General features: G+C 72.5%; 13 protein-coding genes and 1 pseudogene. 7 read left to right on the top strand and 7 right to left on the bottom strand.

Translation table 11 applies throughout. The features are described 5' to 3' along the window. Positions 1-14 precede the first annotated feature (14 nt). The 3 genes from J7462_RS03000 to J7462_RS02990 all read right to left on the bottom strand — a co-directional run bounded on the left by J7462_RS03000 (position 15) and on the right by J7462_RS02990 (position 1,872). The gene (locus tag J7462_RS03000; RefSeq protein ID WP_219461460.1) at positions 15-662 is read right to left on the bottom strand and encodes an HAD family phosphatase; all 648 of its coding nucleotides are present in this window, start codon (positions 660-662) and stop codon (positions 15-17) included. Positions 663-781: 119 nt separating this feature from the next. Then, complete coding sequence (locus J7462_RS02995) at positions 782-1,549, bottom strand: neutral zinc metallopeptidase (RefSeq protein WP_219461458.1); 768 nt, start codon at positions 1,547-1,549, stop codon at positions 782-784. Positions 1,550-1,665: 116 nt separating this feature from the next. Further along, positions 1,666-1,872 (bottom strand): hypothetical protein, encoded by a 207-nt coding sequence (locus J7462_RS02990; protein WP_219461456.1) that lies wholly within the window; start codon positions 1,870-1,872, stop codon positions 1,666-1,668. 142 nt (positions 1,873-2,014) lie between these two features. Between J7462_RS02990 and J7462_RS02985 the strand changes: the two genes are divergently transcribed. The 5 genes and pseudogenes from J7462_RS02985 (at position 2,015) to J7462_RS02965 (ending at position 6,892) form a co-directional block, all read left to right on the top strand. Continuing rightward, positions 2,015-2,416 (top strand): YciI family protein, encoded by a 402-nt coding sequence (locus tag J7462_RS02985; RefSeq protein ID WP_208566168.1) that lies wholly within the window; start codon positions 2,015-2,017, stop codon positions 2,414-2,416. Between the two features lie 9 nt (positions 2,417-2,425). After that, positions 2,426-3,678: pseudogene (locus J7462_RS02980) on the top strand (RNA polymerase sigma factor). Between the two features lie 77 nt (positions 3,679-3,755). Then, positions 3,756-4,892 (top strand): M20 family metallopeptidase, encoded by a 1,137-nt coding sequence (locus tag J7462_RS02975; protein WP_219461451.1) that lies wholly within the window; start codon positions 3,756-3,758, stop codon positions 4,890-4,892. Between the two features lie 74 nt (positions 4,893-4,966). Then, positions 4,967-6,115, top strand: a complete 1,149-nt coding sequence (locus tag J7462_RS02970; protein ID WP_219461448.1) for a glutamate--cysteine ligase — start codon at positions 4,967-4,969, stop codon at positions 6,113-6,115. A 177-nt stretch (positions 6,116-6,292) separates the two neighbouring features. After that, entirely contained in the window at positions 6,293-6,892 is a 600-nt protein-coding gene (locus tag J7462_RS02965; protein WP_255598079.1) for a nitroreductase family protein, read from the top strand. Here the strand turns inward: J7462_RS02965 and J7462_RS02960 are convergent. Together J7462_RS02960 and J7462_RS02955 are read right to left on the bottom strand one after the other, a co-directional pair. Next, complete coding sequence (locus J7462_RS02960; RefSeq protein WP_219461441.1) at positions 6,876-8,420, bottom strand: NAD(P)-binding domain-containing protein; 1,545 nt, start codon at positions 8,418-8,420, stop codon at positions 6,876-6,878. The genes J7462_RS02965 and J7462_RS02960 overlap by 17 nt on opposite strands. A gap of 130 nt (positions 8,421-8,550) precedes the next feature. Beyond that, on the bottom strand, positions 8,551-9,423 hold the full coding sequence (locus tag J7462_RS02955; RefSeq protein WP_219461439.1) for an endonuclease/exonuclease/phosphatase family protein: 873 nt from the start codon (positions 9,421-9,423) through the stop codon (positions 8,551-8,553). 220 nt (positions 9,424-9,643) lie between these two features. Between J7462_RS02955 and J7462_RS02950 the strand changes: the two genes are divergently transcribed. Continuing rightward, a complete protein-coding gene (locus tag J7462_RS02950; RefSeq protein ID WP_219461434.1) occupies positions 9,644-10,666 on the top strand; it encodes a glycoside hydrolase family 43 protein in 1,023 nt (340 codons plus the stop codon). Positions 10,667-10,726: 60 nt separating this feature from the next. Here J7462_RS02950 and J7462_RS02945 read toward each other — a convergent pair whose 3' ends face one another. Both J7462_RS02945 and J7462_RS02940 read right to left on the bottom strand, forming a co-directional pair. Further along, positions 10,727-10,864, bottom strand: a complete 138-nt coding sequence (locus J7462_RS02945) for a hypothetical protein (RefSeq protein ID WP_219461432.1) — start codon at positions 10,862-10,864, stop codon at positions 10,727-10,729. 161 nt (positions 10,865-11,025) lie between these two features. Continuing rightward, positions 11,026-12,759: an LLM class flavin-dependent oxidoreductase gene (locus J7462_RS02940; protein ID WP_219461427.1), complete on the bottom strand. Its 1,734-nt coding sequence runs from the start codon at positions 12,757-12,759 to the stop codon at positions 11,026-11,028. Positions 12,760-13,083: 324 nt separating this feature from the next. Here J7462_RS02940 and sthA point away from each other — a divergent pair, with 324 nt between their 5' ends. Beyond that, a complete protein-coding gene (gene sthA / locus J7462_RS02935; protein WP_208566178.1) occupies positions 13,084-14,487 on the top strand; it encodes a Si-specific NAD(P)(+) transhydrogenase in 1,404 nt (467 codons plus the stop codon). The last annotated feature ends 66 nt before the right edge of the window (positions 14,488-14,553 follow it).

Below are 14,553 nucleotides of genomic sequence, written 5' to 3'. Positions count from 1 at the left end.
TGGGTGACGGCGGCTCAGCCGGGTGGCTCGCCGAGCAGCGCCGCCAGCAGCTCCAGATCAGCGGCGGTCAGGCTCTCCACCTGGTGTACGCCGTCGGCCGGCGGCACCGGCACCTCCGCCGGTACGGCCAGCACCGCCGCGCCGGCGGCGAGCGCGCTGGCCACCCCGGTCGGCGAGTCCTCGATCGCCACGCACCGGCCGATCGGCACGTCGAGCAGCCGGGCAGCGGTCAGGTACGGCTCGGGGTGCGGCTTGGCCGAGTCGACCTCGTCGCCGCAGACCACGGCGTCGAAGCTGTCCCGGCCGAGGGTGTCCAGGGCGACCTCGACCAGGGGCCGGCCGCTGGAGGTGACCAGGGCGGTGGGGATGCCGGCGGCGCGGACCGCCCGCAGCAGGGTCAACGCGCCCGGCCGCCAACGCAGCCCGGTGCGGAACAGTTCCAGGATCCGCGCGTTGATCCACTCGGCGCTGGCCTGGGGGTCCCGCTCGGGTTGACCGAGGTCGTCGTGGAGGATGCGCATCGACGCGGCCATCGCGGTGCCGATCATCGCCCGACGGGCCGGGCCGGTCAGCGTGCCGCCGTAGACGGCGGCCAACTCGTGCAGGGCGACGTCCCAGAGCTTTTCGCTGTCGACCAGGGTGCCGTCCATGTCGAAGAGCACGGCGGCGGGGTGTGGGCTGCTCAGCGGAATCCTCCTGGCGGTCGCGGGTGGTCTCCGGGCGATCCTGCCAGCCCGGCCCGGGACGCGCGCCGCCGTACCACCCGGACGTGACGTGGTCCTCAGCCGAGGTTGCAGGCGTCCAGGGACCGTTCGTAGCCGCGGAAGAACCAGTCGGTGCGCTGTTCGGCGGTGCCGTGCGACCCCTCGGCGAACCACGGCTGGTCGGGGTCGTCGCCGACGGCGAGCAGCCCCTCACGGAACTCGTCCAGGTCGCCGGCGTCGAGCTTGAGGGTGCCGTCGCGTACCGAGTCGCCGAGGTACGCCCCGGCCATGCAGTCGGCCTGCAACTCCTGTTGGATGGTGAAGTTGGCGCGGATGCCGAGCCGGATCTGGATGCCGTGGGCGTACTCGTGGCCCAGCAGGTAGAACACGAACGCGTCACCGACCTGCCGGAACGCCGCCACCGACCAGTTGACGTCGTAGGCGATGAAGTCGCCCTGGGAGCAGTAGACCGCGTTGTTGCGGGGCAGCGCCTGGCCGCCGCAGGAGATCTCACCCTCCCGCTGGTAGGGCAGGACCTGGCGGATCGGCCGGAACTGCTGCCCGGAGGTCCGGAACTGGGCGGCCCAGTAGCGTTCGGCGATGGTGACGGCGTCGTCGATGTCGCTCTTGAACTCGGCCACGCTGGTGGTGCCGTCGGCGCGGGTGGTCTCCGCCTCGGGCGAGGCCGGTGCCGCCGGGCGCGACGACTGTCGTGGGGCCGGTTCCCGGGGTGCCTGCGGGGCGTTCTCCCGCACCCCGCCGGCAGCACAGCCGACCGCCACCACCAGCGCCGTCAACGCGGCGACCAGTGGTCCGTGCGAGCGGCGTCGTGAGCCTGCCGTCACCGTGTGCCTCCCAGGCGTCCCGGTCCTGCGGCCGGTGGTACCCCGACCGTGGAACGATCATGCCCGGCCGACGTCCCGTTGACCATGGGGCACCCGGATCGACCCGACCGGGACGGTCAGTGGTGCTCCTGGCCCCGGTGGATCGTGTCGGCCTGGGCGAGGTGGCGTCCCGCCTCGTACCGGTGCTGTCTGGCCTGGGCGTCCAGCCCGGCGGCCCGGTCCTCGGCCCCGGCGGTGCGGGCCCGGTCGCGCCAGGCGAGCCAGCCGAGGGTGCCGACCGTCACCAGCGCCGCCACCCCGAGCGTGACCCACATCGTCGTCATGGGACCACGATAGGTAACCCGTCGCCATCCGGGCGTCCCCCGCCCGGTCGGCGGTTAACCTCGGGGCCGGTGTCCGGATCGGCCCCGCGGCACCGACGTCTCCGGTGTCCGGCCGGGCCACGGCCGGCCGAGAGGAGAGAACATGAAATACATGATCATGTTGTACGGCTCGCAGCGCGACTACGACGCGATGGCCGGCCGGCCCGGCGCGCAGCCGCCGATGACGCCGGAGCAGGTCGCCGCGATGCACGCCCACATGGCGGCGGTACACCAGGAGCTGGCCGAATCCGGTGAGCTGGTCGACGGGCAGGGGTTGACCGCGCCGGTGCACGCCCGCCGGGTGCGGCTGCGGCAGGGCACGCCCGTGGTCACCGACGGGCCGTACCCGGAGACGCAGGAGGTGCTGGCCGGGTTCACCGTCGTCGACTGTGTCAGCTTCGACCGGGCGACCGAGATCGCCGCCCGGTTCGTCGACCCGGACGCCGAGGGCGGGTACGTCGACGTGCGGCCGGTCGCCGACGGCATCGACGACCTGGACGGCTGACCCGTTCCCGTGGGCCCGTCCACCGTCGAGGACCTGCTGCGCGTGCTCGCGCCGCAGGTCCTCGGCGCGGTCGTCCGCCGGTACGGCCACTTCGACACCGCCGAGGACGCCGTCCAGGAGGCGCTGCTGGCCGCCGCGACCCGCTGGCCGGTCGAGGGGCTGCCGGAGCACCCCCGGGGTTGGCTGATCACGGTGGCCGCCCGGCGGCTGACCGACCTGCTGCGCGCCGGGCAGGCCCGGCGTCGGCGGGAGGACGACGAGGGCCGGGCGCAGCGGTGGATCGCCCCGGCGGCCGACCACCGGGAGCCGGTCGACGACAGCCTGGTCCTGTTGTTCCTGTGCTGTCATCCGGCGCTGCCGCCGGCCGCCCAGATCGCCTTGACCCTGCGCGCGGTCGGTGGGTTGAGCACCGCCGAGGTGGCGCGGGCGTTCCTGGTGCCCGAGGCCACCATGACCCGGCGGATCACCCGCGCCAAGCAGCGCATCCGCGACAGCGGGCTGCCGTTCGCGCTGCCCGACGCCGACGAGCGCCCGGCCCGGCTCGACGCCGTCCGGCAGGTGCTCTACCTGGTCTTCAACGAGGGGTACGCGAGCACCGCCGGCCCGCACCTGCGCCGGGTGGACCTGTCGACCGAGGCGATCCGGCTGGCCCGGCTGCTGCACCGGCTGCTCCCGGACGACCCGGAGGTGACCGGGCTGCTGGCGTTGATGTTGCTCACCGACGCCCGGGGCCCGGCCCGGGTCGGTCCGGAGGGTGAGCTGGTGCCGATGGCGGAGCAGGACCGCCGCCGCTGGCGGGGCGACCAGATCGCCGAGGGGTGGCCCTGATCAGCGCGGTGCTGCCGCGTGGGGACGTCGGGCCGTACCAGCTCCAGGCGGCGATCGCGGCGGTGCACGACGAGGCACCGAGTGCCGACGAGACCGACTGGGCGCAGATCGTGGCCCTCTACGAGGTGCTGATGCGGATCTCGGACAACCCGGTGGTGGCGCTCAACCACGCGGTGGCGGTGGCGATGGCCCGGGGTCCCGTCGACGGGCTGCGCCTGCTCGACGCGCTGGCCGCCGATCCCCGCATCGGCGACGACCCCCGCCGGCACGCCGCCCGCGCCCACTTGCTGGAACGCTGCGGCAGCCTCGCCGAGGCCCGGGCGGCGTACGCGCACGCGGCCCGGCTGTCGACGAACCTCCCCCGCCAGCGCTACCTGTACGGCCGGCTGGCGCGGCTGACCGACGCCGGGGACGGTGAGCACGGCAACGGATGACCGTGCGCGGGCGACGCTGCGATGGTGGATGGGTCGCCTGGCCAGGCCCGTCACCGTCTTCGAAGCTGGAGGGCTCGATGGACCATCCGCGCGATCTGCTCGACGCTGCGACGAAACTCCGCCCCGAGATGGTGGACCGGCTGCGCGTCCTGGTGTCCGCCGAGTCGCCCCCCGATGACCTGCCGTGCCTGGAGTCCTGTGCCGACCTGCTCGCGGGTTGGGGCGAGGAGGTGCTCGGCCGGCCCGCCGAACGGGTCGTCGTGGACGGGCTGCCGCACCTGCTGTGGCCGGCGGCCCGGCAACGGGTGCTGCTGCTCGGTCACTTCGACACGGTCTTCCCCGCCGGCACCGTCCGGACCCGGCCCTTCACCGTACGCGGGGACGTCGCCACCGGTCCCGGGGTGTGCGACATGAAGGCCGGCATCGTGCAGATGTTCACCGCACTGGGCCTGCTGGCCGACAGCTCCCGGGTGGGGGTGCTGCTCACCTGCGACGAGGAGAGCGGCTCGGGCACGTCCCGGCCGTTGATCGAACGCGAGGCGCAGCGCTCGGACGCGGTGCTGGTCTGCGAGGCGGCCACCCCGCAGGGGGAGGTGAAGGTGGCCCGCAAGGGGGGCTCGGTGTACCGGGTGACCGTGCGGGGCCGGGCCGCCCATGCCGGGGTGGAGCCCCAGCGGGGGGTGAACGCCACCGTCGAGGTCGCCCACCAGATTCTCACGCTGCGCGCCCTCGGCGCGGGGCACAGCGCCGGCACGTCGGTCACCCCGACGCTGTTGGCGGCCGGTACCACCACCAACACGGTGCCGGAGCTGGCCAGCCTGGCGGTCGACGTACGGGCGTGGACCAGTGCCGAACTCGAACGCGTCGACCGGGCCATCCACGGGTTGGTGCCGTTCCTGCCCGAGGCGACGGTGGCGGTGGAGGGCCGCATCGGCCGCCATCCGATGCCCCCGGAGCTGGCCCGGCCGCTGCTGGCCGTCGCCCAGTCGGTCGCCGGTCGACTGGGCCTGTCGACCCTGGGCGGGGCGCACGCGGCGGGCGCGTCGGACGGCAACTTCACCGCCGCGTTGGGGGTGCCGACGCTGGACGGGCTGGGTGCGGTGGGTGGTGGGGCGCACGCCCGGGACGAGTACGTCCAGCTCGACCGGATGCCGGAGCGAACGGCCCTGTTGGCCGGACTGATCGACCGGTTGTCCACGGTGGAGGGGCATTGATGACGACGTGGCCGAACGGGCCGTAGGCTGCTCCCTGTCGGCGAGCGACCGACGGCGAGGGGTCGGACGCGCGCATGACTACGGCACAGTGGTCGGGGTCGACCATTCCCCTGCTCGGCGTCGAGGAGGAGTTCCTCGTCGTCGACGCCGAGCGGGGCGAGGTCAGGCCGGAGGCCGCCACGGTGGTCGACCTGGCCCGCCCGGCGCTCGGCGGTCGGGTGGGTGGCGAGATCACCGAGCTGCAGATCGAGACCCGCACCGATCCCTGCCACGCGGTGGCGGACATCGAGGCGCAACTCGTCGAGGCCCGGGCGGCGTTGCAGGCGGCGGCGGGCCGGGCCGGGCTGCGGGTGGTCGCCACCGGCTCCCCGGTGCTCGGCCGGGCCGTGCCGCCGCCGATCACCCAGGGGCCACGCCAGGACCGGGGCAACGCCACCTACCGGGGGTTGCACGACGACCTGGCGATCTGCGCGGTGCACGTACACGTGGAGCAGCCGGACCGGGACCGGGCGGTGCTGGTCGGCAACCACCTGCGCCCGCACCTGCCGGTGTTGCTGGCGTTGACCGCCAACTCGCCCTACTGGCGTGAGCGCGACACCGGCTATGCGAGCTGGCGCAGCCTGACCTGGCAGCGCTGGCCGGTGGCCGGCCCGCCGCCGTATGTGACCTCCGCGCAGCAGTACGACGCCCACATCGACCTGCTGCTCGACGCGGGCGCGCTGGTCGACTCCGGGACGATCTTCTGGGACATGCGGCTGTCGGCACGCCACCCCACCCTGGAGGTCCGGGTGGCCGACATGCCGATCACCGCCGCCGAGTCCGCCGGGTTCGCCGCCCTGGTCCGGGCCCTGGCGATGGTCGCCGGAGCGGCAGTCGACCGGGGCGACGAGGGCCCCCGCACCGACCCGGACCTGATGCGGCTGGCGTACTGGCGGGCCGCCCGGGACGGGATGGGTGGCCACGGCGTCGAGGTGGGCACCGGGCGGCTGCTGCCCGCCGGGGTGCTCGCCGCGCAGCTGGTCGAGCTGGCCCGGCCGGCGTTGGCGGAAACCGGTGACGGACCCCGGGTCGGGCGGTGGCTGGCCGGGCTGGCCGCCGACGGTGACGGGGCGACCCGGCAGCGGGCGGCGGCGGCCGGGGGGCGACTCACCGACGTGGTCGCCGCCCTGGTCACCGCGACCGCTCCGGACGTGCCCGATCGGCAAGACAGCACGGTGGCGTAACGACGAACCGGCCCGCCTCGGAAATGCTGGGAGCAGCCGACCCACGGGCGTGGCGTCCACTGTGGAACTAGCTGCGTGGTGCCCGGCGGGTCGGTTATCGCAGGGAGGCGACAGATGGCCGACACGGTCCTGCTACCCACCGTCCCGATCCGACACGAGCGCCGGCCGGCGGCGGACATGCTCCGCGCGGCGGAGGCGTTCGCCGACCGGATGGCCGGCCGCCGTTCGGTACGCGACTTCGCGCCCGACCCGATACCCGAGGGGGTGATCGAGGCGGCGGTCCGGGCCGCGTCGACCGCCCCCAGCGGGGCCAACGTGCAGCCGTGGCGGTTCGTCGTGCTGACCGACCCGGCCCGCAAGCGCCGGCTACGTGAGGCGGCCGAGGCCGAGGAACGCGACTTCTACCAGCGCCGCGCGCCACAGGAGTGGCTGGGGGCGATCGCCCAGCTCGGCACCGACTGGGAGAAGCCGTTCCTGGAGACCGCGCCCGCCGTCATCGTCGTGTTCGAGGTGCACCAGGGGCCGCACAGCCCCAAGCCGTACTACGTCAAGGAGTCCGTCGGCATCGCGGTCGGCCTGCTGATCTCCGCGCTGCACCACGCGGGCCTGGTCACACTGACCCACACGCCCAGCCCGATGCGGTTCCTCAACGAGGTGTGCGAGCGCCCGCCGGAGGAACGCCCCAACCTGGTGCTGCCGGTCGGGTACCCGGCCCCGGGCGCCCGGGTCCCCGACCTGGCCCGCAAGCCGCTCGACGAGATCATGATCCGCCAGTGAGGTCCCCGGTCAGGAACTCGACGAGCGGGTCGACGTGCCGGTCCGGCCGCCGCCACTCGGCCAGCAGATCCTCCAACAGGTGCTGCTCGGCCACCAGCTCCCCGTGGCGGTACCGCCGGATCACCGGGTGGATGAAGGCGCTCTCCCGGGCCCGGTCCGGCGTGGGGTGCCGGTCGATGGCGAAGACGTCGCCGTAGTCGTCGCGACCCCAGCGCAGGGCGAGGGTGTAAAGGTGCGACGCGGCGGCGAACCGCTCCACGGCGTAGTCCTCCGGCAGGTCCTCGTAGTGCCGGAAGTCGCCGGTGGCGTCGTCGCGGACGAACACGTCACAGAGGTACTCGAACTGGGTCCACAGCGCCGAACTCCAGTTGACCCGGTCCAGCATCACCTTGGTCAGCGACGCCGGCTCCCCCGGCGTCGTGGCCACCGGCACCGGCACGTCGTCGTAGCGCTCGCGCAGCAGCCGGGTGAAGGTCCGCAGGTTGTACCGGAACCCGTCGATGAACGGCGACGAGGCGTGCTTCACGTCCCGCGCCTGCGCGATGGTGCCGGCGAAGTACAGGTCGTCGACGTTGCTCGACTGCCAGTCGGGACGCAGGCCCGGCATCCGACCGTCCCGCACCATGTCCGGGGCACAGGCGGCGTCGAACAGGGAGGTGTCCATCCGGAACCCGGTGCAGCGCAGCACCTCGTGGTAATCCAGCTCGGCGGTCTCCCCCTGGGCGTGGGTGTAGGTGATGGAGACCTGGAACCTTCCGTCGACCGGCCGGATCTCGTCGATGGTGCAGTCGAGCACCGAGTGCAGCGTCTTGAACTGGTAGCTGTCGAGGATCGCGCCGTACTGGCCCCGGACGTCACCGGGGTGCTTGGTGTTCCAGGCCAGCCGCAGCGGCTGCCGGCTGGCCAGGTGCACCATCGACGCCTTGCCCAGGATCGCCGAGGCGGTCTCGAACGCGGAGTTGCCCTTACCGATGATCAGGACCCGCTTGCCGGCGTAGCGGTCGGGGTCGACGTCCATCTCCTCGTAGCCGGTGGCGTACTCGATGCCCTTGATGTCCGGCACGAACGGCCGCCCCCAGCCGGTCGCCACGATCAGGCAGCGCGCCCGCACGACCCCCCGGTCGGTGCGCACGACGAACCCCTCGTCGTCGCGGCTGATCTGCTCGACCGTGGTGCCGTAGCGGACCCGGAGCTGGTGGACCCGTTGGAACTCGGCGAGATAGCTCACCAGGTCGTCCGCCGCCGGCAGGTACTCCTGGCTGAACTTCGGGAACAGCAGCTCCGGGTCGTCGTTGAGCAACGAGTTCCAGTCCCACCGCAACCGGATCTCGGGGTCGGTGCTGTCGGTGTGCACCTTGTTGAGCGAGATCAGCCGACGGTGGCGCGGGAACCGCCGGAAGAAGCCACCCGGCTCGGCGCCGCGCTCGAGCGTCAGGTAGTCGGCACCCTGCTGCTGGAGGTAGTAGCTCAGCTGCAGGCCGGCGGGCCCGGCTCCGACGATGACGTACGTGTGCGTGGTGTCGACCATCAGGTGAACCCTTCGACGCGGAGACGGTTCCCCCGACGATGAAGTGGACCACGAGATGTGTCAATGGTCGACGGTCGGAATCGACGGCGGTGCGCCGGTGGGCACCCGGCGAGGGTCGCCGGGCCGGAGGCTACGACGAGATGGTGAACGCCGCCACCACGCCATTGTGGTCGGAGTTGGTGCCGCTGACGATGTTGTAGTCGGTCATCCACATCTCGCGGTGTTCCTCGACGCGCTTCCAGAAGTAGATGTAGTCGATGTGCCGGTTGCCGTGCGTCCCGTTCCCCTTCTCGCCGTACAGGTTGTAGCAGGAGCGCAGGTTCGGCAGTTCGTTGGCCTCGAACACCTTCCAGGGGAACTTCTGGTACCCGTACGCCCGGTCGGCGCTGAAGTCGACGTTCAGGTCGCCGCTGACGATCACCTGACCGGAGTCCTTCTTGGCGGCCGCCAAGTTCTTCAGGGCCTGGAACTGTTGCTCGGCGCAGGCGGTCCGGGGCAGGTCCTCGGGCCGGCCGTTGTTGTCGATGCTGGAGTTGGCGTGGGCGTTGAGGTGGTAGACGCTGCGCCCGGTCGCCTTGTGCCGGTAGCGCACCCAGTTGTTGTAGCGGGCCGGTGGCACCTCACCGGGCCCGTTGGTGTCGCACACGAAGTTCGACCCCTTGTCGAGCACGTCGAAAACGCTCCTTTTGGCCAGCAGCGCCTCGTTGGCCGCCTGCGTCGGCTCGGGCGCATACAGCCACCAGCCGTTGTCCGCCGCCCAGTTCTGCAGGAATGCCTTGCGGTTGCCGACCTCGTTGAGCCCGACCAGGTCCGCCTTCGCGGTGATCAGTTCCAGGTCGTGGACGAAGTCGGCCTGGTTCAGCTCGTTGAGGATGTTCAGGGTCGCCGCCTGGAAGGTGGAGTTCGCGGCGGCGGGGGTCGCCGGCACCAGGCTCACCAGCAGCACCGCCGCGCCGACGAGGGCACCCGCCCCGCGCGCCGACCAGAGTTTTCCGCGTGACATGGTGGTCCTCTCCTGAGTCCCGGCAACCGCCGCAACGCGATCCGGCGATGAAGAATACTGTCTTGCTTTCTTCCGGCACGGTAGCTTAGTTTCACCACCCGGACCACGGAAACACATTGTCCGGAATGAATTGCCGATCTTGCCGACGGAGTGGCGCAGGGGCCCGCTCGACACCGGCCCGGACGCCGTCCTCCACCCGCCTGTCGCACCGGGAGACCCCATGCATCCACGAACGACCTGGCGACCGTCGCTGATCGCCGTCGTGGTCGCGCTCGTCGCCGGCACCGCCGCCGCGCCCGCCGCAGCGGCCACCCCGCAACCGGTGTACGCCCCCTCGGGCGGGATCGCCGACCCCGGCGTGGTGCGGCACAACGACACCTTCGTCGTGTTCGCCACCGGCACCCGGGCCCCGGCCTACCGGGGTGAGACCGCGTCCGGGCCGTGGAGCGCCCTCGGCACGACCCTCGGATCGGTCCCGGACTGGGCCGAGAACGGCGCGGTGTGGGCCCCCGACGCGGTCCGTACCGCCACCGGATGGGTGCTCTACTACTCGGCGCCCGCCAAGGGCAAGAACGGACAGCGGTGCATCGGGGCCGCGACCTCCGACACCGTCGACGGGACGTACACGCCGGTGGGTATCGCGCCGCTGATCTGCCCGGGTGGCGCGCACGGAGCGGACGACGCGGTGGCGGGACGGCCGGTCGCCGCCGCTGGCGTGATCGACCCGTCCCCGTTCGAGGACGCCGACGGCAAGCGGTTCGTGCTCTACAAGACGCAGCAGACCCCGTCGTCTATCCGGATGCTGCGGCTCGACGACACGGGTACCCGCTGGGTCGGCAACGCCAGTGGTGAGCTGGTCCGCAACGCCGGCATCATCGAGAACCCGGTGCTGCGGCAGCGGGGCTCCACGTACGTGCTGTTCGCCTCCCGGCACGGCTACGACAACTGCAGCTACGCCACCGTCTATCTCACCTCCACCGACCGGTGGGACTTCCACGGCAGGACCGAGCATTCGTTGCTCACCACGTCCGGCACCGGGATTTGCGGCCCGGGAGGCGCGGATCTCGTCCCGGCCCTGGTCGACGACGAGCAGCGGCTCTTCCTGCACGGTTGGGTCTGCGCCGGCACCACCCCGTGCCGGCAACAGGCCGACGGCTCGCTGCCCGCCAACGCCCGCCGCGCGCTGTACGCGGCGATCTTCCGCTGGGACGGCGCCACCCCGCGCGTCGGGGCGTTCCTCTGAGCCGTCCGGCGGCGGCAGCGGTCGCCCTGTCGATGCGGGCCGGCCCTCGCCGAGGCCGGCTCAGTCGTCGCGCTGTCGGCCCGACCGGCGGCCGGTCCGGGCGACCACGACGGCGGCGGCGAGGCTGAGCGCCGCAGCACCCAGTTGCAGCAGTCCGTCGACGAGGTCGACGAGGTCGGTGAGAGAGGGGGATTCCACTGTGGCCTCCGGGGGGGTCGGTCCCCGCCGTCCGCGCGGTGCGGAGGCGCCCCCGGGCCCGGGTGACATCCACGGGCACCATCACGATTATGGCACCACGAACCGAACGCCGTCACCCGCCCGGTCCCGCTTCCCAGCCGTAGCCGCCGCACCGGGACGGGTCAGAGTTGACCGGGAAAGAAGCCGTAGCGGGCCAACGACTCGACGATGTTCTGCTCCTCGTAGGACAGGTGCGACAGCAGGGTGTCGGTGAGCACGTCCACCGCCCGCTGAAGCTCGGCCAGCCGCTCCGGGTCCTCGATCAGCGCGACCAGGGCCCGGTCGACGCCCTCCACGACGTCGTGGATGACCACGTGTTCCTGCTCCAGCCGGTCGATCACCGGCACCAGCGCCGGGTCGGCCCGCCGCAGGTGCGGGAAGATCGCGTCGTCCTCCAACCCGTGGTGCTGGGTGACCAGCGTGCAGTAGGCGGCACAGTACGCCCCCAGCGTCCAGTTGTTCTGCCGCATCGTCATCCGGTTGAGCACGCCCCGGGCGTCCCCGGCGGAGACCACCCCCCGGCGGACCTGATCGAGCAGGTCGCGGATCTCGCCCAACTCCCGGCGCAGGTGGTCGTGGACGTCGACCAGGTGCCCGCCGACGGCCTGGGCCTGCGGGGAGTAGACGTGCCCGGTCGGGGCCGGCGGGGCGACCGGCCGGGTCGACTCGTCCCAGAGCCGGTGGTCGCTGTGCCGTACCTGCGGTGCCGGGGTGGGGGTGACCGCCAGCCCGGCGACGCCCCCTGCCCGGACGACCTCCCGTGGCCGCGCGTCGCCCGACCCGCCGGCGCCCGCCGCCGACCCGCCCTCGCCCGGCCCGCCCTGCGCCACCGGACCCGTCCCGGCCGGACTGCCCTCGCCCGCCCCGGCCTGGGCGGCCGGGCCGGAGCCCGCCTGGGCGGCCGGGCCGGAGCCCGCCTGGGCGGCCGGGGCGGGTCCGGTCGAGCCGGGCCCGCCCGACGCGCTCCGCTCGGCGGCGACCAGCTCACGGACGGCGGGGGCGACCTCCTGGGCGAACAGCTGGATGCTGGTGGGATCGTCCGTGCCGAGGATGAAGCCGGAGGTGCCGTACGTCAGCACCAGGTCGGCCAGTTCCCGCACCCACTGCTGCGGCGGCCCCTCGAGGAAACCCGCACCGGAACGGGTGAACCGACCGGAGACGTTCAGCAACCGCCGCACCTCGGCGGGGTCACGCCCGACCGCCGCCGCACCCTCGTCGACGAGCGCGTTGAGGTCGGCCAGCTCCGCCGGCCCCTTCGGCAGGTACGACAGCGACGGCAACCAGCCGTCCGCCGCCCGGCCCACCAGCCGCAACAACCTCGGCTTGTACGCCCCGACCCAGATCCCCACCGGGTGCGCCGGGGCGGGACCACGCTTCGCGCCGAGCACCCGGTAGTGCTCGCCGTCGACCCGCACCCCGCCGCGCCGGTCGGCGGCCCAGACCTCGCGGATGATCCGGATCGCCTCGTCCAACGCGTCCACCGCCTGCCCCGGGGCGAGCCGTCGGCCACCGTTGGCCTCGATGGCGTCCCAGAACGCACCCGCACCGAGGCCGAGTTCGACCCGGCCGCCGCTGAGCAGATCGAGGCTGGCGACGCTACGGGCCAGCACCACCGGCTGCCGCAGCGGCAGGTTGAGCACGTTGCCGGCCAACCTGATCCGGCTGGTCGCCGCCGCCAGGTAGGACATCAGCGTCCAGGTGTCGAGGAATCCCGGCTGGTAGGGGTGGTCCTGGAAGGTGACCAGGTCCAGGCCGACCTGTTCGCAGAGCCGGGCCCGGGCGACGACCTGCTCCGGCTGCCGGGCGTCGGGGGTCAGGAAGCCGCCGAACAGCAACTCGTGTCCGTAGTCGGTCATGACGCTGCCGTCACCTGATCCCTTCGTCGCGCCCGGCGTCGCCCAGCGGCACGCCCGGCGTCGGGACGCGGCCACGGCGGGTGGCCGGGGCGACCGGCCCACCGTAGCGCCGTCCCACGGTGCTCTGCCGGGCGGTCGCGGAGTTCGGGCCGGTCAGGGCCGCAGTGCCGGGCCGGCCAGAGGTCGAGGGTGAGGTGTACGGCCACCTGCTCCCCCACCTCGATCCCCTCGGCCGTACGCACCCGGGCCCTGCCCGGGACGAGATAGCGCCCGCCCGACGATCACGAGTGGCGGAAGTTGCGGCAGCTTGCAAGGCTAGGTGCCGTGTATGACTACGACCTGTTGGTGCTGGGCTCCGGGCCCAGCGGTCAGAAGGCCGCGATCGCCGCCGCGAAGCTCGGTAGGCGGGTCGGCATCGTGGACCGCCGCGACATGATCGGTGGGGTGTGCATCAACACCGGCACCGTCCCCTCCAAGACGCTGCGGGAGGCCGTGCTCTATCTGACCGGCCTGAGCCAGCGGGACCTCTACGGCAGCAGCTACCGGGTCAAGGAGGAGATCACCGTCGCCGACCTGGCCGCCCGCACCCAGCACGTGATCGAGCGGCAGACCGATGTGATCCGCAACCAACTGGGCCGCAACCGGGTCGCGTTGATCACCGGCACCGGCCGGTTCGCCGACCCGCACTCGATCTGGGTGGACGGCGGCTCCGGGCACGACACCCGGATCACCTTCGACAAGGCCGTCATCGCCGCCGGCACCCGACCGGCCCGCCCGGACAGCGTCGACTTCGACGACCGGACGATCGTCGACTCCGACGGGGTGATCAACCTCCAGGCCGTGCCGCGCAGCATGGTCGTCGTCGGTGCCGGCGTGATCGGCATGGAGTACGCCTCCATGTTCGCCGGGCTGGGCACGAAGGTGACCGTGGTGGAGCGCCGGGACCGGATGCTCGAATTCTGCGACGAGGAGATCATCGAGTCGCTCAAGTACCACCTGCGTGACCTGTCGGTGACGTTCCGCTTCGGCGAGGAGGTCGCCGCGGTGGAGAAGCACCAGAACGCCGCGCTGTGCATCCTCAAGAGCGGCAAGAAGATCGTCGCCGACACGGTCATGTACTCGGCCGGCCGGCAGGGGCAGACCGACGACCTGGCCCTGGACGCGGCGGGCCTGGAGGCCGACAAGCGCGGCCGGATCTCGGTCGACGAGCACTACCGCACCAGCGTGGAGCACATCTACGCGGTGGGCGACGTGATCGGCTTCCCGGCGTTGGCATCCACCTCGATGGAGCAGGGCCGGATGGCCGCGCAGCACGCCTGCGGCGAGCCGGCCCGGGAACTCCAGGAGTTGCAGCCGATCGGCATCTACACGATTCCGGAGATCAGTTTCGTCGGCAAGACCGAGGAGGAGCTGACCAACAGCTCCACCCCGTTCGAGGTGGGCATCGCCCGCTACCGCGAGCTGGCCCGGGGGCAGATCGTCGGCGACTCGTACGGCATGTTGAAGCTGCTCGTCTCCCCGCAGGACGGCCGGTTGCTCGGGGTGCACGTGTTCGGCACCGGCGCGACCGAGATCGTCCACATCGGGCAGACCGTGATGGGGTGCGGTGGCACGGTCGACTACCTGATCGACACGGTCTTCAACTACCCGACCCTGTCCGAGGCGTACAAGGTCGCCGCCCTGGACGCGGCCAACAAGATCCGCAACATCACCCGGATCGACGGCTGACCCACCGCCCGGTGCGGGCTCCGCGACGCGACACGCGGGCCCGCACCGGTGGGTGGGGACGGCACC

This window comes from Micromonospora sp. RL09-050-HVF-A (assembly GCF_019374995.1).
Classification (GTDB): Bacteria; Actinomycetota; Actinomycetes; order Mycobacteriales; family Micromonosporaceae; genus Micromonospora; species Micromonospora antibiotica.
Note: the sequence above shows the minus strand (reverse complement) of the source record. Positions and strands in the feature narration are given on the sequence as shown.